Source organism: Pseudorhodoferax sp. Leaf267 (assembly GCF_001422405.1).
Lineage (GTDB): Bacteria > Pseudomonadota > Gammaproteobacteria > Burkholderiales > Burkholderiaceae_C > Pseudorhodoferax.
Window position 1 is genome coordinate 534,944 of sequence record NZ_LMMV01000021.1, and the last position, 16,165, is coordinate 551,108.

Consider the following 16,165-nt stretch of genomic DNA (forward strand, 5'->3'; position numbering starts at 1 on the left):
GTGAGCGCCGCCCGGCCGCCCGAAAGTGCCCAGCGCCGCAGCCCGGAGGGCGCAGGCTCGTCCATGCGCTACACGGGGCGCTTCGCACCGTCGCCCACCGGTCCGCTGCATGCGGGCTCACTGGTCGCGGCATTGGCCAGCTGGCTCGACGCGCGGGCCCATGGCGGCCAATGGTTGGTGCGCATCGAGGACGTGGACATCCCGCGCTGCCCGGCAGGAGCCGACGCGATCGTGCTGCAGCAACTGGACGCGTGCCAGCTCATCGCCGACCAGCCGCCCACTTACCAATCGCAGCGCGGCGCGGCCTACCAGCAGGCGCTCGACCGGCTCATCGCGGCCGGCCTGGCCTACCCCTGTGCCTGCTCGCGCAGCGAGATCCTGGCCGCGCGCCAGGCGCTCGGCATCGCGCCTTCGCGCCATGGTGAGCTGGTCTACCCCGGCACTTGCCGGCATGGCCTGAACGGCCGGCCGGCGCGGGCCTGGCGGCTGCGCGTCGAGCCTGCAGCGCCGCTCGCGTGGGTGGACCGGCGCCTGGGCCCGCAGCGGCAGGACGTGGCCACCGAGGTGGGCGACTTCGTGCTGCGCCGAGCCGACGGCCTGTGGGCCTACCAGCTGGCCGTGGTCGTGGACGACGCCGCGCAAGGCATCACCGACGTAGTGCGCGGCGCGGACCTGGCCGACAACACACCGCGCCAGATCCTGTTGCAGCGCGCACTCGGCCTGCCCACGCCGCGCTACCTGCACACGCCGCTGGTGCTGGGTGCCAATGGCGAAAAGCTCTCCAAGCAGAACGGCGCGCAGGCGCTGGACCTGGCCGACCCGCCGGCCGCGCTGCAGGCCGCGGCCACGGTGCTGGGCCTGCCGCCGGCCCACGGGTCGGCGGGCGAGCGGCTGCTGGCCTGGACGCGCGCCTGGCTGGCACACTGAAGCGAGCCGCGTCGCATCGATGCGCCGTTCGCATCTTTCTCACGCGCGCCCCGCCTCGCGCTTAACATCCCGCACACTTTCGTCGCAAGGAAGGCATCCAACGCCATGGTCTTCACACTGCCATGCCACCGCCGGTGAGCAAGCCCTCGCCCGACGCCCTCGCCGATTTGCAAACCGACGCCGAGGGCAGCGTCATCGCCCAGCGGCTGCATGACTTCTTTGCCGACCAGGGCCTGCCGCGGCACAAGCATGCCTCGCAGCTCGCCGTGATCCTGGGGCTGTCGCGCTCGGGCGCATTCCGCAAGTTCCAGGACAGCTCGTTCTCCGCAGGCGACCTGCAGGCCCTGGCCCAGCATTTCGCGGTCGACGTCAGCCAGCTGCTCAGCAGCGCGCCGCTGTCGGCCACGCCGCGCAGCGCCGGCGGCGTGCCGAATGCGAGCATCCTCATCGGCAGCACGCGGCTGCGCTGCCAGGTGCAGCTGGGCGACGCGCTGGCTGCCGGCGAGCACTGCGAACTCGTGGCCACGCCGCAGGGCGACGACTGGCTGGTGCAGCCCTATGCGGCGGCCGATCCCCGGCTCGTGCGCCAGCGCGTGCTGCGGCTCGTGATCACGCCGGTGCAGCGCCAGATGCCGCGCGTGGCCGTGCTGGAGGATTCACGCGACCTTGCAGCCAACCTGCGCGATGCGCTGGAGGCATCGGGTTTGCGCGTCGAGTTGTTCACCTCGGCGGCCGAGCTCTCCGCGCGCGCCAGCCTGCAACCCTTCGACGCCTACCTCGTCGACTGGTGGCTGAACGGCCAGACCGCGCGCGCCGTGCTGCACGCCATCCGCCAGCTGCAGCCCGGCGTGCCGCTGGTGCTGACCACGGGCGCCATCGCCGCCGGCCATGCGGTGGAGGACGAGATCGTGCAGGTCACGACGGCGCTGCGCATCCAGGTGGTCGAGAAGCCGTTCCGCCTCGGCTTGATGGTGGCCCAGGTGCGCCAGCTGATCGAACAGGACGCGCTCACGCGCGTATAGCCGACCCTGCGCGCACCGCCCGGTCCTCCGTCGGCGCGGCGCGGAACAGCTCCATCGCCGAGCGCAGCCGGCCCACGCTGATCGGCTTGTCGAACTTGGCCGCGAACAGCGCATCGCTGATGTCGTCCGATTCGTGGTAGGCCGACAGCACGACCAGTGGCGTGGTGCGGTTGCGCGAGCCGGGTGTGCGCGCATGCGCGGCCACGGCGTAGCCCAGGCCGTCGGGCAGGCGCACGTCCAGCAGCACGCCGTCGTAGTGCGCCGCGTCCAGCCGTGCATTGGCCTCGCGCACCGAGCCGGCCAGGTCGGCCTGCGCGCCCAGCGCCAGCACCATGGCCTCCAGGCTGGCGCGCACGTCGACGTCGTCCTCCACCACCAGCAGGCGCAGGCGCTCGCGCACGGCAGGCGCCTGGGCGGCTTGCGGCACCGGCTCGACGTCGACGGGCAGACGCACCGAGAACACCGATCCCTGGCCCGGCTGGCTCACGGCATGCACGCTGCCGCCCAGCAGGCTGGTCATCAGCTTGACCACGGCCAGGCCCAGCCCGCAGCCGACCTGGGTCTGGGCCTGGGCCTGCCCGCGCGTGAACGGCTCCCACAGATCGATCGCGGTGTCGAAGCCCGGGCCCTGGTCGATCACCGCGATGTGGATGCGCCCCTGCTGCTCGTGCACCTGCAGGGCGCACACGACCTCACCAGGCATCGCGTACTTGACGGCGTTGGAGACGAGGTTGGCCACGATCTGGCGCAGGCGGGCTGGGTCCGTCACCACGCGCGGGCAGGGCTGCGGGTCGATGCGCACGACCAGGTGCACACCGCGCTCGCGCGCGGCCTCGTCGTACTCGGCCACGATGAGCTGCATCATCAGGTCGGGCTGGAACAGCATCTTGGACACCTTCAGCCGCCCGCCCGACAGGCGCGCGAACTCCACCGTGTCGTTCATCTGCGCCTCCAGCTGCTGGGCACTGCGGCGCAGGCGACGAAAGACCTCGTTGCCGGCCGGCACCTGGCCGTCCAGTTCGAGCAGTTCCACGGAGCTCACGATGGTTTGCAGCGGCGTCAGCATCTCGTGGGCCATCATGCCCAGGAACTGGTTGCGCGCCGTCAGTGCGGCGCGCGCCTCCTGCAGCGCCACCCGCGCCTGGCGCTGGCGAATGGCCGCCGCCGCCAGCGCCGGCCCCGCGGCCAGCAACACGCCCATGCCGGCCGTCAATCTGGATGCGAAGCCCATGTCCGCCCTCCTTGCTCGGTGGTGCGCAGCAGCGCTGCGCACACGGCACGGGCTGGCACGTGAAGAAGCCCGCGCAGGTTGCTGAATTTAATTCAATTTTCAGCATCATATCGTTGACTTTCATCAATATGATGAACTTAAAGCATCAACACTTGAGGCGTCAGCCAGAATTGAGTACATTTGCGCATCAAATTTGACTTGAATGTAGAAAAATTTGAGACTTTCCGGACGTGCACCATGGACCTGGATGTGCCCTGCGAGATCAAGAGCGCCGCCCAGCAAGGCGATGCAGCCCGGGAGGCTGCGTGGCTGCGGGACTGGCTGCCACTGGTCAAGCGCATCGCGCGCCAACTGGACTCACAGGTGGGCGGCGCCATGGACCGCGAGGACATGGAGCAGATCGGCCTCATGGGCCTGCTGGAGGCCTTGCGCCGCTATGGCGTGCCGAACGCGCAGTTCGCCGCTTACGCCGCGCTGCGCGTGCGCGGCAGCATCCTGGACGAGTTGCGCCGCCAGGACTGGCGCCCGCGCGACGTGCGCCAGGACAGCCACCGCCTGCGTGACGCCGAGCGCGCGCTGCGCCGCCAGCTCGGTCACGAGCCCACCGACACCGAATTGCGCACGCATCTGCAGTTGAGCGCCGAGCAACTCCGCGCACACCGGCTGGCCGCGCATGCCGGCCGCCTCGTCAGCTACGACGAGGCGGTGGACGAGCTGCACCGCCTGCCTGCGCAGGGCCAGTCTCCCGAGGCTGCGCTGATGGCCCGGCGCAGCATCGAGCAGGCCTTGGCCGTGTTGGACGCCCATGAGCAGTGCATCGTGCAGCTCTCCTGTGCGTGCGGCCTGAGCTTCAAGGAAATCGCCGCCGTGCTGGGCCTGACCGATGCACGCGTGTGCCAGATCAACAAGGGCGCGCTGCGCAAGATGCGCGAGCGCCTGACCACGGCCGTGGCCTTCTGACCACCGCCCCCGCCAGCGCCGGCATCGCGCGCCAACTCATCCTCAGGAGCCGACCATGGCCGAACCACCTCCCCTGCCCCGCAGCGCGCTGCTGCAGCTTCTCGGTGACATGCAGGACGACCTGGCGGACTACTCGGTGCTGGCCGTGCTGCAGGAACGCCAGCACGACGGCGCGCTGCGCCAGGATGCGGCGCTGCTGGAGGCGCTGGCGCATCGCATCGTGGTGCTGGTGGACCGGTTGGAAGCGCGGCGCAGCGCGCGCGAGGCCCTCATCGGCCAGTTGCTGGGCGAGGACGAGCCCGCCTGCATGGATGCGCTGCTGGCCCGCATGCCCGCCACGGGCAGCGCGCCGCTGCAGGCGCTGTGGGGCCGCGTGGGGCATGCCGTGTCCGACTGCAGATCTCGCAACGCGCGCAACCTGCAGCTCATGACCGACCAGCAGGACCTGATGCGCCGCGTGCTGGTGGCCGAAGCGCAGGCTGTGTATGCAGGCGTCTGACCGGCCGGCGCTGCGCCGCGCTCGCCTTGGCCGCGCACCAGCGTTCAGCACGCCGGCACTGGTGGCCGGCCCATCCGTGCACCTGCCGCAGATGCAACCCAACGCCGCCGGCTTCAGGCGCCAGCGGCGCTGGGCGGCCGCGACTGCGCAGGGCTGGCACCGGGCCGCCCAGCCGTACCTGAGCCAGCTCGAGCGCCTGGTGGGCGACAGCGCGACGGCCATCGACAGCAGGCTGGACGCGCTGTTCCGCGCGCTGGGTGCAGCAGGTGCTGCACCGGCTGCGATGCCGCTGCGCCAGCAGGTGATCGCCGCGGCCCAGGACCTGGCAGAAGCCTTCAACGGCCTGCACCACGCGCTGGCCGAACAGCATGCCGCGATCGGCCAGCAGCGCACGGCCACGCTGGCCCGGATCAACCGCCTCAACGCCGAGATCGCCATGCACGACGGGCGCAGCGCCGCCGCCGGAGCCGGGCGCGCGCTGCCGGCCGACGAGAGCTGCAATCCGGTCGAAGCGCTGGCTGCCCTGGTCGGCGTGCACGTGGCGTACCAGCGTGATGGCACGCGCAACGTGACGCTGCACAACGGCACGCCGCTGATGGCGCGCGGCATCGCCGCGCGGCTGGCCAAGGCCGCGCCGCTGGACGATGGCACGCCGACCCTGGCGCTGCGCTTCGCGCGTGAACGCTTCACGCTCGCCAGCCGCGACATCGGTGGCGAGCTGGGCGGGCTGGACGACTACGAGCACGGCACGCTGCAGCCGCTGGCGGGTGCCGTGCGCATGCTGGCAGCTGGCCTGGCCAACCGGTTCAACGCCCGGCTGGCAGCCGGCTGCACGCTGGACGACCGGCCGGGTGCGCCACTGTTCCGGTGCAACACCACCAGCGTGTCGGCGCTGCTGGCGATTGCGCCCGGGCTGGAGTCTCGCGACCTCGCCTTTGCCGGCGGTGCTGCGGGGCCGGGCCACGCGGCCAACCTGCGCCGGCTCACCACCCTGCGGGACGAGCCGGTGCCGGCGGGCGTGCTGGGCCGGGTGTTGCTGGGCGACGCCTTGCCGCAGCTGGCACACGGCGTGGGCGTGGCCAGCCGGCAGAACCAGGCGGCGCTGGCCGTGGCCGACGCAGTGCGCGCGCAGGCACAGGAGGACCCGCCCTCGGGCCGCGGTCTGGACGAGGGCGATGACGCGGCGGACCTGGCGCGCTACCAGCGCATGTGCCAGGACCACATGGCGCTGTGCAGCGCGGCCAATGCCTTGTTCGAAGCCACGCTCAGGGGCCACCCGGCCAGCGCAGATGACCGCACGCTGGTGGCTGGCCGCGCCGCGCTGGGACAATGAAGCCATGCTCCAGACCGCTTCCGACCGCCCCGCCCCACCCCGCATCTACCTCGCCGGCCCCGATGTGTTCCGCCCCGACAGCGCCCAGGTCTTCGCGCACCTGAAGGCCTGCTGCACCCGCCTGGGCCTGGTCGGGCTGGAGCCCTCGGACGGCGGCCACGCAGCGGGTTTCCAGGGCAGCGATGCAGCGCTGGCCCGGCGCATCTACGAGGGCAACATCGCGCTGATCCACGAAGCCGATGGCGTGGTGGCGAACCTGATGGACTTTCGCGGTCTGGAGCCCGATTCGGGCACGGTGTTCGAGCTCGGCTACGCGGTCGCGCTGGGCAAACCGGTCGTGGCCTACGGCGTGCCCGCCGGCACCTACGCCGAGCGCATCGGCGCGGCGACTGCCTGCGCGCGCGATCCTGCCGGCGTGCTGCGCGAGGTGGCCAGCGGCACCATGGTCGAGGGCCTGGGCCAGCGGCTGAACCTGATGCTCACCCACTCGGCCGAGATCGTGGAGACGGCCGAGGCGGCGCTGCAGCGGCTGGCCGAGCGGCTGGTGCGCGCTCCCTACAATCCCACCGCGTGAATACCCCCCCCTCTTCGCCCCCTGCGACCCCGTTGCCCACCGAGCAGCCTGGCGCCCCAGCCGACGTCGCCCATCCCCGCGCCATCCGCACCTTCGTCAAACGCGCCGGCCGCACCACCGCCGGCCAGGCCAAGGCCACGGCCGAGCTGGGGCCGCGCTTCGTGCTGCCCTACCAGCCGCAGCCGCTGGACCTGGCCGCGGCGTTCGGGCGCCAGGCGCCCACGGTGTTGGAGATCGGCTTCGGCATGGGTGACGCCACGGCCCACATCGCCCAGGTGCTGCCCGAGACCAACTTCCTGTGCTGCGAAGTGCACGAGCCCGGCGTGGGCGCGCTGCTCAAGCACATCGGCGAGCGCGGGCTGCAGAACATCCGCATCCTGGCGCACGACGCGGTCGAGGTGCTGGACCACATGCTGCCGCCCTGGGACGCGCAGGCCCACCCGCAAGGCCTGGCCGGCATCCACATCTTTTTCCCGGACCCCTGGCACAAGCACCGCCACCACAAGCGACGGCTGATCCAGCCGGCCTTCGTGGCCCGGCTCGTGCAGCGCTTGGCGCCAGGCGGCTACCTGCACTGCGCGACCGACTGGGAGCCCTACGCGCAGCAGATGCTGGAGGTGCTGGGCGCCGAGTCCTTGCTGCAGAACACGGCAGGCGACTTCGCGCCGCGGCCGCATTACCGGCCCGACACCAAGTTCGAACGCCGCGGCCTCAGGCTGGGCCACGGCGTGTGGGACCTGGTGTTTCGCCGGCTCGCCTAGACCGGCGACAGGATGCCCGCGCCCAGCAGCGCGAACACCACCAGGCCCAGCGCCACGCGGTAGTAGACGAAGGGCATGTAGCTGCGCGTGGAGACCAGCTTGAGGAAGCCGACGATCACCGCATAGCCGACGAAAAAGGCGATGCCGGTGGCCAGCCAGGTCTGGCCGGCGCCGACCGGCCCGGCCACGCCCCAGGTCTTGTAGAGCTGGTAGAAGCCGGACAGCAGCACGGCCGGCACGGCCAGCAGGAACGAGTAGCGCGCCGCCGCCTCGCGCGTGTAGCCCAGGATCAGGCCCATGGTGATGGTGCCGCCCGAGCGCGAGACGCCGGGGATCAGCGCCATGGCCTGCGCGAAGCCGAACAGGACGCCGTCACGCCAGCTCAGCCGCTCCAGCGTCAGCGTCTTGCGGCCGCCGCGGTCCGCCAGCGCCAGCACGATGGCGAAGGCGATCAGCATGGTCGCGGTGATGTACAGGTTGCGCAGCGAGCCCTCGATCGCGCTCTTGAACAGCAGCCCCAGGATGGCGATGGGCAAGGTGCCCAGCATCACGAGCCAGCCCATGCGCGCGTCGGCGCTCAGGGCCTGGCCGCGCTGGCCCAGCGACGCGAGCCAGGCCGTGAAGATGCGCGCGATGTCCTGGCGGAAGTACAGCAGCACGGCGGCTTCGGTGCCGATCTGCGTGATCGCCGTAAACGCCGCGCCCGGGTCGCCGCCGGACGGCAGCATCGGGCCGATGATGCGCAAGTGTGCGCTGGAGGACACCGGCAGGAACTCGGTCAGGCCCTGGATCAGGCCCAGGACGGCAGCCTCCCCCCAACCCACCGCGCTCAATGCAAGTGCCCCGCTGGCGCAAGGGGCGATGGAAAGGTTTGAAATCTGAACAAATGCATGGTCGGCAGAGCTGGAAAAGTGCGACGGATCATAGCGCCCCAGGGTTTACACCGATGGAAGAACGCGAAGACGACAATCCACCACCATGCCGCCCGACACCCTGCCACGCCACGCTGCCCCGCTGCCGACGCGCGATGGCGTGGGCGCCAGCTGCGTGGGCCTGGCGGCAGGCCCGTGGCCGACCTGGCTGGACTTCTTCGCCGAACGCTTTCCGCATGTGACGCCCGAGGCCTGGCGCATGCGCATGGGCCGGGGCGAGGTCGTGGACGCGCAGGGCCGGCCGCTGGCGCCCGATGCGCCCTACCGCCCGCACGGCCGTGCCTGGTACTACCGCAGCCTGGACGACGAGCCGCGTGTGCCCTTCGAGGCCCAGGTGCTGTACCGGGACGCGCACCTGCTGGTGGCCGACAAGCCGCATTTCCTGGCCGTGACGCCGGGCGGCCGCTACCTGCACGAGACCCTGCTCACGCGTCTGCGGCGCGCGACGGGCCTTGCAGACCTGCAGCCGCTGCACCGCATCGACCGCGAGACCGCGGGCCTGGTGCTGTTCGGCCTGCGGCGCGAGGACCGCGCTGCCTACCATGCGATGTTCAGCGCGCGGCAGATCGACAAGGCCTACGAGGCCATCGCGCCGCTGCGCCCGGGCCTCGTGCTGCCGCTCACGCGCGCCAGCCGCATCGTGCGCGGCGAGCCCTTCTTCCGGCAACGCGAAGCCGAGGGAGAGCCCAATGCCAGCACGCAGGTGGCGCTGGTGGAATCGGGCGCCGGCTGGGGCCGCTACGCGCTGGCCCCGCGCACCGGGCAACGCCACCAGCTGCGCGTGCACATGGCAGCGCTGGGCATTCCGATCCGGGACGATGCGTTCTACCCTCAGGTGCTGCGCGGCCCGGACGAGCCGGACGACTACAGGCGGCCGTTGCAGCTGCTGGCGCGCGGCATCGCGTTCACGGACCCGGTGACCGGAGCGCCGCGGCGCTTCGAGAGCGCGCTGTCACTGCAGCCCCTGCCTGCGCAGACCGCGAAGAGTGACGACGCCAGTGCTCGGCGATGACATCCCACGTCGCAGCAACGGCACCCCCCAGAACTATCCAGCGATCTCGCGCGCCGTGATCTGGTACTTGAAGTCGTCCGGCGCGTAGGGGTCGAAGCGCCCCTGCGCGTTCTCGGCCATGGGATACATGAAGAAGCCCAGCCGCTCGCCCTTGGCACCGGGCAGCACCAGGTCGTGCGCGGTGTTGTAGGCCATCCAGTTGCCCTCCCAGCCGCCGAACAGGGCCTTGTTCACCGGCGCGACGACCGGGTGCTGCGTGGTCTTGATCCACTCGGGCGTCTCCAGCCGCATGACCTTGGCCACGTCGGCCGGGTCCATCGCCACCCAGCCGTGGCCCTGCAGGTAGGCCTCGGCGCGGCAGTGCTGCGCGCCTTTGAGGCTGGCCGGGTTGCCGCCCAGTTCCTTGTAGCCGAAGGCCGAGGGCACGAGGCGGATGCCATAGACATCGCGCGCCGGCACGCCCACTGCGCGGCACAGGCCGACGAACAGCGCGTTCAGGTCGGCGCACTTGCCGCCCAGGTCGCCGGTCTCCAGCAAGGTGGCGATGTCGCCCTCGCCGCAGCCGCGCACCTTGGGCTCGCGGTAGGTGTTGTTGACGACCCAGCTGTAGATGGCCTGCACCTTCTGCACATCGGTGCGGGCGCCCTGCGTGGCCTTGAGCGCCGTCTCGCGCACGATGCCATCGGTGGGCAGCAGCGCCGTGGCGCGCGTGTAGTAGGCCAGGGTGTCGGCCGATTCGCGTGGCGCGTCGCGACGCGACCAGTCGGTGGCGCGGTTCTGCGTGTCGATGCGGCTCGTCACCTCGACGAAGGGCTGGGCCGTGTCGGGCGCGAAGTCGGCGACCAGCATGCGCGTGCCGTCATGGCCGGCCTGGGCCAGGGCGGCCTGGCCATTGCTGGCGAAGCTGTGGGTCAGCGAGCGCTGGTAGTCGCTGTCCACAGAGGGCAGCGGGATCCAGACCTTGGTCGCGCCCTGCAGGGGCTTGAGGTCCACGCGCGTCGTGACCTCGAAGCTGCGCCAGCCCTGGGGCTGCGGTGCGAAGCGGCGCTCGGCCGGGGCGGCCTGGGCCAGCACGATGGACGGGGCGGCCACGGTGGCCGAGGCGATGGCGCATTGGGCGATGAATTGCCGGCGGGCAAGCGTCATGCGGGGGTTCTCCTGTGCGGTGTAGAGGGCGCCGGGCGGCGCGCGGCCGCGGATTATCGGGTGGGCCGCGGCGCCTCGAGCAATGCCTGCACCAGGGCGCCGGCCTCTCGGCCCGTCCAGTCCAGCTCGCCACGCACGCGCTGGCGCGGGCGGCCGTCCGGCGCGATCAGGACGGTGCTCGGAAACACCCTGACGCCGCAGTCGCGCGCGATGGCGCCGTCGCGGTCGAGCAGCACCGGCAGGCGCAGGCCCGTGCGCTGCACGAAGCGCAACGCCGTGGGGGCCGATTCCTTGAAGTTCAGCGCCAGCACGGCCAGCCTGTCGTCGCCGTACAGGTCGGCCAGTTGCTGCAGAGTGGGCATCTCGGCGCGGCAGGGCTCGCACCAGCTGGCCCAGAAGTTCAGCAGCACGGCCCGGCCCTTCAGGTCGGCCAGGCGCCAGGTCTTGCCGTCCAGGTCCAGCGCCTCGATGGCGGGAAACGGCGTGCGTGCGGACCAGGCGGTGACCTCGTGCTGGGCGCGCGCCGGCAGGCTGGCGGCCAGGCCGGCGAGCAGCAGGCTGCGGCGAGTCTGAACCCTCAAGCCGCCCCGCCCCCAGGCATCAGGGTATTGGACGGCAGGCTCTCGTCCACCAGCTTGCGCGCCGTCTCCACGCCCGCCACCGGCAGCAGCTTCGCGTCCAGCAGGCCCACCTGCACCAGCACACTGGCCTGGTCCCAGTAGATGTGCTCGTGGCACAGCTTGTCGCCGCGGAACTTGACGACCGCCAGCAGCGGCACTTCCACGCGTTTGCCCGTGGGCTTGACGCCGGGCAGCATCCACGGGATCTCGCACGTGTGCGTGAAGCTGAACAGCATCTCGTCCACGACCTGTGTGGCGCCCACCGTGCGCGAGATCGGCACCAGGGCCGTGTCGGGCGGGTTGCTGTTGACGAAATGGTGGGTGTAGAAGTGGTGAAGCTTCTCGTAGCCCACGCCGCCGGTCATGGTGGGGATGTGGTTCACGTAGGGCTCGGCCACCATGGTGGCCATGGTGGCGTCCACGTCGCGCAGTCCGAATTCGTATTCGCAGTGCTTGTCCCACAGCGCGGCCAGGTCGTAGTGCGGGCCGATGGCGGCCTTCAGCGTGGCGATGCTGCGCTCGTGCGCCAGCAGGGCCGAGCTGCGGTGGTAGTGGTCGCCACCGACCCGCGCGAACGCGTGGTCCACGCCGGGGTAGACCTGGGCCTGCACCTTGGGGTGGCCGCGCAGGGCCTGCAGGATCTGCGCGCGTGCCTCTGGCGGGCAAAAGCCGTCCTGCTCGGCGATGTGCAGCAACAGCGGCGCCTGGATGTGCGCGGCCTCGTCGAGTGCGGATTCGATACCCACGCCGTAGTAGCCCACGGCCACATCGGCATCGGTGCGGCAGGCCGCCAGGTAGGCCAGCTTGCCGCCCAGGCAGAAGCCCAGCACGCCGACCTGGCGGCCGGGCACCTCGGCGCGCTGGCGCAGCACGCTGATGGCGGACTGGATGTCGTCCACGCCGCGCGCCTCGTCGAAGCCCTTGTACAAGGCAAAGGCGCGCTGCCAGTCATCAGGCGTGTAGCCCAGCTCGATGCCGGGCTGCTGGCGCCAGAACAGGTCGGGCACCAGGGCAACGTAGCCCTCTTCGGCATAGGCGTCGGCCACTTCGCGCATGGTGGCGTTCACGCCGAAGATCTCCTGCGCGATGACTAGGCCCGGGCCTGTGCCGGCGCTGGGCAGGGCCAGATAGCCGCGGAACGTGCCGCTGCCGTCGGCGGCGGGGATGTCGATGTACTGGGAGCTCGGCTTGTGCGCCATCTTTTTTCCTTGTCTCGATGGGGTTGGGCACGCGGTTCAGGGCGTGCATTTGGGGTGCCGCATGGCGACCTGACCGGCGGCCGCATGGAACACCTGTGGTTCGCCGCGATCGTACTGCCGCGCCCGGCGCAGCCTGTTGCGGCCCTGCGGCATGCTGACCGACACAGGCGCCATCCCGCCTCTTGCACGTTCACGACGTTTTGCCTGTATCCATGGCTGTGTCACAGCATGCACAATCGCGCGCTGTACACAAATTGGACGGGCACGGCGCATGCGGTTGGGATTGAATTCGTGGCGGGCCGCTGGCGGCGTGCTGGCCCTGGGCCTGGTGCTCAGCGCGTGCATGGGCACGATCCCGCAGGCCAGGCCGCTGCTATCGACGGCGGCGCTGGACCGCACGACCATTGCCTTTGCCCACCAGGGCCGCGGCAGCACCTCACCCGCGGTGGTGTTCCAGAGCGGCCTGGGCGACGACCATGGCACCTGGGCCCAGGTGCTGCAGCAGCTGCCATCCCGGATCGAAGCCATTGCCCCGGACCGACCCGGCTACGGCGCCAGCCCGGCAAGCACCGAACTGCGCGACGCCTGCCGCATTGCGCAGGAGCAGCGCGCGCTGCTGCAGCGCTCGGGCGTGAAGCCGCCTTACGTGCTGGTCGGCCATTCGCTGGGTGGCCTGTACCAGTACGTCTACGCCCGCCAGTACCCGGACGAGGTGGCCGGCCTGGTGCTGCTGGACCCGACCCACCCCGACATCTTGAAGACCTTGCAGCGCGAGACGCCCGGGGCGGCGGCGTTGCTGCAACTGGCGCGCGCCACGGTGTTCACCTCGGCCATGCGCCAGGAATTCGATGCGCAAACGGCCTGCCTGGATGCACTGGACACCCGCGCGCCACTGGCAGCGCCGGCCCTGCTGATGGTGTCCACCCGCCCCAGCGCCTACGCGGGCGAAGGCCTTCAGGCCACGCTGGGCACGCTGCGACAGGACTGGCTGCAGCTCACCGGCACCGGCGCGCTGACGCCCGTGGCCAATGCCGGCCACTACATCCAGCGCGACGCGCCGCAGGCGGTGGTCGCTGCGATCCGTTCGCTGGTCGAGGCCGACGCCGCCCACTGAGACGCTTGTTGCGACAATGCGCCCGGGCCACGGTCGGCCCGGGAGTGCAACGATGGCATTGGCGATGGGTTGGGACGAATGGAGCCGGCACGATGGCGTGGCCCTGGCCGAACTGGTCCGCACCGGGCAGCTGACACCGGCCGAGCTGGCCCAGCAAGCGGCCGCCGGCATTGCGAAAACCAACCCCGCCCTGAGCGCGGTGGTCCAGGTCTTCGACGACGTGGTGGCCGACCCGCTGCATGACGGGATGAATCCGCAAGGCGCCCTGGCCGGCGTTCCCTACCTCATGAAGGACCTGGGGCCCACGCTCAAGGGCCGGCTGCAGGAAATGGGCTCGTTGCTGATGCAAGGCCACCGCGCGCCGGCCGACAGCTACCTCACCGGCCGCATCCGCCAGGCCGGCCTCAACATCATCGGCCGCACGACGACGCCGGAATTCGGCGTCTGCAGTTCCGCCGAGAACCCGGCGCTGTACGTCACGCGCAACCCCTGGAACCTGGAGTACACGACCTGCGGCTCATCGGCCGGCACGGGCGCCATGGTGGGCGCGGGTGTGGTGCCGCTGTCGCATGCGACGGACGGCGGCGGCTCCATCCGCATCCCGGCCGGCGTGAACGGCGTGATCGGGCTAAAGCCTTCGCGCGGCGTGCTGTCGATCGCGCCGCACTTGTCGGACCTGACGGGGCTGGTCTCCACCCAGGGCTGCCACAGCCGCACGGTGCGCGACACCGCGACCTTCATCGACCAGTGCCGCGGCGGCGCGCCGGGCGAGTTCATGCCGTACTGGACGCCGGCCGAACCGTACGCCCAGCTGATCCAGCGCGACCCGCAACGCCTGCGCATCGCGCTCTCGCACGAGTGGGGCGACTACCGCGCCACGCCGCACATCGTGGCCGAGCTCACGCGCGTGGGCCGTTTGCTCGAAGGCCTGGGGCACGAGGTCGACTGGGCGCTGCCCGACGTGGACATCCGCGCCGCGTTCGCCGCGCAGACCACCTGCTACATCAGCAACTTCGCGCAGACCATCTCCGGCCATCTCGCAAGGCTGGGCCTGCAGCGCCCGCCCGAAGACAAGATCGAGCCCATCAACATCAAGATCTGGGAAGCCGGCCGCGACACCTCGTTCGCCGAGCGCTTCCAGATGCAGACCGTGTTCAACACCACGGCGCGGGCATTCGGCGAATTCTTCGAGCAGTGGGACATCATCCTCACGCCCATCACCGCGCTGCCCACGCCGAAGATCGGCACCACCGAATACCTGACGCTGAGCGACAACCCCTCGGTGCTCGACTGGTTCGGCAACCTGTGGAAGAACTTCGCCTACACGCCGCTGGCCAACCTGTGCGGCATCCCGGGCATCAGCCTGCCGCTGGCCACTTACGAGAGCGGCCTGCCGATGGGCATCCAGGCGCAGGCGCGGCAGGCAAACGACGGGCTGCTGCTGCAGCTGGCGGCGCAGGTCGAGCGGGCGATCGAGGGGAAGTGGAATGAGGGAAGGCGGCCGGGGGTGCATGTGGCGGCCGGCTGAGGCTGCTGTCACGCCTCGGGAATCAAGTGCCCGGCCTGACGCAAGGCTTTGGCCCAGCGGCGAATGCCCGCGCGCAACCTGCGCTGCGCATCGGCGTCCAGCGGCATCTGAGGGATCAGCTCGAACGCCTTGGCTGGCGTGACGTAGCCGTGCTCCAGCAGCGCCATGCAGAACACGCGGTCCTTGTCGCGGCCTGCTGCGGCTTTTGAGAGAAACAGGTCCATGACGTCGAGGCAGTAGCCCACGCGGCCGTTGGTGTTGCCGTTCTGCACGCTTTGCACGCGCGACAACCATCCAGCCGGCAGGATGGCCGTGTCGGGACCGACGCCCTGCGCGTAGTAGCCGTTGGTCGCATGGAACTGCGAGCCCTCGCCGATGGCGCCGTCGATGCGGTCGGCCAGTTCAGGCGCGTTGAGCGGGTAGATGTCGGCCTCTGCAGACATCTTGAAGACATCCTCTGGGTCAGGCACCGGCCCCAGCATGGACTGGCTGCCCACGATGATGAACTCGTACTGGTTCGTCAGGTCGGCGCTGGCGCGGATGATGTGTTCCAGGTCCTGGCGGTTCATGGCGCGGCCGCCTATTGCACGTCACCGAGCACGACGCCTTGCTTCAGCTCGTTGATCTGCGCCAACACCGCCTGGCGCGTCGCATCGGGCAGCACGGTCACCAAGGGCGAGGCCTGGCGCAGCTCCTGCGCGCGCCGTGTGCGGCCCAGCACCTTGCGCCACATGCGCCTGCGCAGGACTTCTTCCCATTCCTTCCACAGGCCCGCAGAGCGCGACGCGCCGTCCCGCAGCCAGTGCGCCAGCGTGGCCTGCGCCTGCTCGATGTACGCGGGGTCGGACTGCACGAGTTCGATGGCGGCTTGGTGCAGCGCCAGGCTTTGCAGATCCTGCGCCTGGTGGCGCGATGCGTCAGCCGACACCATGACTTGCACGGCAGGTCGCGCATGGCGACTGCGCGCGGCCGCGGAGCCCGGCGTGGCGGGCCGCATCGTGTCGCCCGCCAACAGCGCAAATTCGCCGCTCACGCCGAGGACGGACATCACCCGCAGATAGGTGCCCATGGAAGGCGCAGGGTCGCCGGATTCGACCGCGCGTAGGGTGTTGCGCGTGATGCCCACCTTGGACGCCATCTCCACCGTGCCCAGCCCTCTTGCCTTGCGCAGACGCATGAGACGGTCGCCCAACTGCTGCAGGAGCTGAGTTTCCAGTACAGCGGTGACTGGTGAGTGCGTCATTTGGTCAGTATATTAACCAAAACAAGGCATCTTGGTCAGAATAATGACCAAGCATCCACCCCAG

17 protein-coding genes are annotated in these 16,165 nt (G+C 70.6%); 10 read left to right on the forward strand and 7 right to left on the reverse strand.

The features are described 5' to 3' along the window. Nucleotides 1-63: 63 nt before the first annotated feature. On the forward strand, nt 64-927 hold the full coding sequence (gluQRS, locus tag ASF43_RS19510) for a tRNA glutamyl-Q(34) synthetase GluQRS (RefSeq protein ID WP_056184637.1): 864 nt from the start codon (nt 64-66) through the stop codon (nt 925-927). 122 nt (nt 928-1,049) lie between these two features. Then, a complete protein-coding gene (locus tag ASF43_RS19515) occupies nt 1,050-1,949 on the forward strand; it encodes a helix-turn-helix domain-containing protein (RefSeq protein ID WP_056184417.1) in 900 nt (299 codons plus the stop codon). Here ASF43_RS19515 and ASF43_RS19520 read toward each other — a convergent pair. Beyond that, nucleotides 1,936-3,180, reverse strand: coding sequence for an ATP-binding protein (locus tag ASF43_RS19520; RefSeq protein WP_056184419.1), 1,245 nt, complete (start codon nt 3,178-3,180; stop codon nt 1,936-1,938). The genes ASF43_RS19515 and ASF43_RS19520 overlap by 14 nt on opposite strands. 237 nt (nt 3,181-3,417) lie before the next feature. Between ASF43_RS19520 and ASF43_RS19525 the strand changes: the two genes are divergently transcribed. The 5 genes from ASF43_RS19525 to trmB are packed head-to-tail and all read left to right on the forward strand — an operon-like array spanning nt 3,418 to nt 7,307. Further along, nucleotides 3,418-4,140 (forward strand): FliA/WhiG family RNA polymerase sigma factor, encoded by a 723-nt coding sequence (locus tag ASF43_RS19525; protein ID WP_056184421.1) that lies wholly within the window; start codon nt 3,418-3,420, stop codon nt 4,138-4,140. Between the two features lie 55 nt (nt 4,141-4,195). Then, nucleotides 4,196-4,639: a flagellar protein FlgN gene (locus ASF43_RS19530; protein ID WP_056184422.1), complete on the forward strand. Its 444-nt coding sequence runs from the start codon at nt 4,196-4,198 to the stop codon at nt 4,637-4,639. Then, nucleotides 4,626-5,972 carry a hypothetical protein gene (locus tag ASF43_RS30890; protein WP_056184424.1) on the forward strand — a complete coding sequence of 449 codons (1,347 nt, stop codon included), beginning with the start codon at nt 4,626-4,628 and terminating at the stop codon, nt 5,970-5,972. The genes ASF43_RS19530 and ASF43_RS30890 overlap by 14 nt, the downstream gene beginning before the upstream one ends. Before the next feature lie 4 nt (nt 5,973-5,976). Next, nucleotides 5,977-6,546: a nucleoside 2-deoxyribosyltransferase gene (locus ASF43_RS19540; RefSeq protein WP_056184639.1), complete on the forward strand. Its 570-nt coding sequence runs from the start codon at nt 5,977-5,979 to the stop codon at nt 6,544-6,546. Beyond that, the gene (trmB, locus tag ASF43_RS19545; protein ID WP_156373426.1) at nt 6,543-7,307 is read left to right on the forward strand and encodes a tRNA (guanosine(46)-N7)-methyltransferase TrmB; all 765 of its coding nucleotides are present in this window, start codon (nt 6,543-6,545) and stop codon (nt 7,305-7,307) included. The genes ASF43_RS19540 and trmB overlap by 4 nt, the downstream gene beginning before the upstream one ends. On the opposite strand, the gene ASF43_RS19550 is transcribed toward trmB, so the two are convergent. After that, on the reverse strand, nt 7,304-8,131 hold the full coding sequence (locus ASF43_RS19550) for an undecaprenyl-diphosphate phosphatase (RefSeq protein WP_082498020.1): 828 nt from the start codon (nt 8,129-8,131) through the stop codon (nt 7,304-7,306). The genes trmB and ASF43_RS19550 overlap by 4 nt on opposite strands. A 154-nt stretch (nt 8,132-8,285) precedes the next feature. Between ASF43_RS19550 and ASF43_RS19555 the strand changes: the two genes are divergently transcribed. After that, nucleotides 8,286-9,251 (forward strand): pseudouridine synthase, encoded by a 966-nt coding sequence (locus ASF43_RS19555; protein WP_056184430.1) that lies wholly within the window; start codon nt 8,286-8,288, stop codon nt 9,249-9,251. Nucleotides 9,252-9,284: 33 nt separating this feature from the next. On the opposite strand, the gene ASF43_RS19560 is transcribed toward ASF43_RS19555, so the two are convergent. Genes ASF43_RS19560 through ASF43_RS19570 form a run of 3 tightly spaced genes read right to left on the reverse strand, consistent with a single transcriptional unit; the run spans nt 9,285 to nt 12,216 of the window. Then, on the reverse strand, nt 9,285-10,397 hold the full coding sequence (locus tag ASF43_RS19560) for a transglutaminase family protein (RefSeq protein ID WP_056184431.1): 1,113 nt from the start codon (nt 10,395-10,397) through the stop codon (nt 9,285-9,287). A gap of 53 nt (nt 10,398-10,450) precedes the next feature. Then, entirely contained in the window at nt 10,451-10,978 is a 528-nt protein-coding gene (locus ASF43_RS19565; protein ID WP_056184433.1) for a TlpA disulfide reductase family protein, read from the reverse strand. Next, nucleotides 10,975-12,216, reverse strand: a complete 1,242-nt coding sequence (locus ASF43_RS19570; RefSeq protein ID WP_056184434.1) for a dienelactone hydrolase family protein — start codon at nt 12,214-12,216, stop codon at nt 10,975-10,977. Before ASF43_RS19570 ends, ASF43_RS19565 begins: the two co-directional genes overlap by 4 nt. Before the next feature lie 277 nt (nt 12,217-12,493). On the opposite strand from ASF43_RS19570, the gene ASF43_RS19575 reads away from it, so the two are divergent. Together ASF43_RS19575 and ASF43_RS19580 are read left to right on the forward strand one after the other, a co-directional pair. Further along, nucleotides 12,494-13,330 (forward strand): alpha/beta fold hydrolase, encoded by an 837-nt coding sequence (locus ASF43_RS19575; RefSeq protein ID WP_162241832.1) that lies wholly within the window; start codon nt 12,494-12,496, stop codon nt 13,328-13,330. Nucleotides 13,331-13,382: 52 nt separating this feature from the next. Then, the gene (locus tag ASF43_RS19580; RefSeq protein WP_056184437.1) at nt 13,383-14,858 is read left to right on the forward strand and encodes an amidase; all 1,476 of its coding nucleotides are present in this window, start codon (nt 13,383-13,385) and stop codon (nt 14,856-14,858) included. Between the two features lie 8 nt (nt 14,859-14,866). Here ASF43_RS19580 and ASF43_RS19585 read toward each other — a convergent pair whose 3' ends face one another. After that, entirely contained in the window at nt 14,867-15,427 is a 561-nt protein-coding gene (locus tag ASF43_RS19585) for a DUF6036 family nucleotidyltransferase (protein WP_056184439.1), read from the reverse strand. An 11-nt stretch (nt 15,428-15,438) separates the two neighbouring features. Continuing rightward, nucleotides 15,439-16,101, reverse strand: a complete 663-nt coding sequence (locus tag ASF43_RS19590) for a helix-turn-helix transcriptional regulator (protein WP_056184441.1) — start codon at nt 16,099-16,101, stop codon at nt 15,439-15,441. Between the last annotated feature and the right edge of the window lie 64 nt (nt 16,102-16,165).

What these genes read in the sequence shown, in the direction of transcription:
- ASF43_RS19580 (WP_056184437.1), top strand. Translation starts at nt 13,383, where the DNA reads ATGGCATTGGCGATGGGTTGGGACGAATGGAGCCGGCACGATGGCGTG.
- ASF43_RS19590 (WP_056184441.1), bottom strand. Translation starts at nt 16,101, where the DNA reads ATGACGCACTCACCAGTCACCGCTGTACTGGAAACTCAGCTCCTGCAG.
- ASF43_RS19555 (WP_056184430.1), top strand. Translation starts at nt 8,286, where the DNA reads ATGCCGCCCGACACCCTGCCACGCCACGCTGCCCCGCTGCCGACGCGC.
- ASF43_RS19585 (WP_056184439.1), bottom strand. Translation starts at nt 15,427, where the DNA reads ATGAACCGCCAGGACCTGGAACACATCATCCGCGCCAGCGCCGACCTG.
- ASF43_RS19530 (WP_056184422.1), top strand. Translation starts at nt 4,196, where the DNA reads ATGGCCGAACCACCTCCCCTGCCCCGCAGCGCGCTGCTGCAGCTTCTC.
- ASF43_RS19540 (WP_056184639.1), top strand. Translation starts at nt 5,977, where the DNA reads ATGCTCCAGACCGCTTCCGACCGCCCCGCCCCACCCCGCATCTACCTC.
- ASF43_RS19570 (WP_056184434.1), bottom strand. Translation starts at nt 12,216, where the DNA reads ATGGCGCACAAGCCGAGCTCCCAGTACATCGACATCCCCGCCGCCGAC.
- ASF43_RS19515 (WP_056184417.1), top strand. Translation starts at nt 1,050, where the DNA reads ATGCCACCGCCGGTGAGCAAGCCCTCGCCCGACGCCCTCGCCGATTTG.
- gluQRS (WP_056184637.1), top strand. Translation starts at nt 64, where the DNA reads ATGCGCTACACGGGGCGCTTCGCACCGTCGCCCACCGGTCCGCTGCAT.
- ASF43_RS19520 (WP_056184419.1), bottom strand. Translation starts at nt 3,180, where the DNA reads ATGGGCTTCGCATCCAGATTGACGGCCGGCATGGGCGTGTTGCTGGCC.
- ASF43_RS19525 (WP_056184421.1), top strand. Translation starts at nt 3,418, where the DNA reads ATGGACCTGGATGTGCCCTGCGAGATCAAGAGCGCCGCCCAGCAAGGC.
- ASF43_RS30890 (WP_056184424.1), top strand. Translation starts at nt 4,626, where the DNA reads ATGCAGGCGTCTGACCGGCCGGCGCTGCGCCGCGCTCGCCTTGGCCGC.
- ASF43_RS19560 (WP_056184431.1), bottom strand. Translation starts at nt 10,397, where the DNA reads ATGACGCTTGCCCGCCGGCAATTCATCGCCCAATGCGCCATCGCCTCG.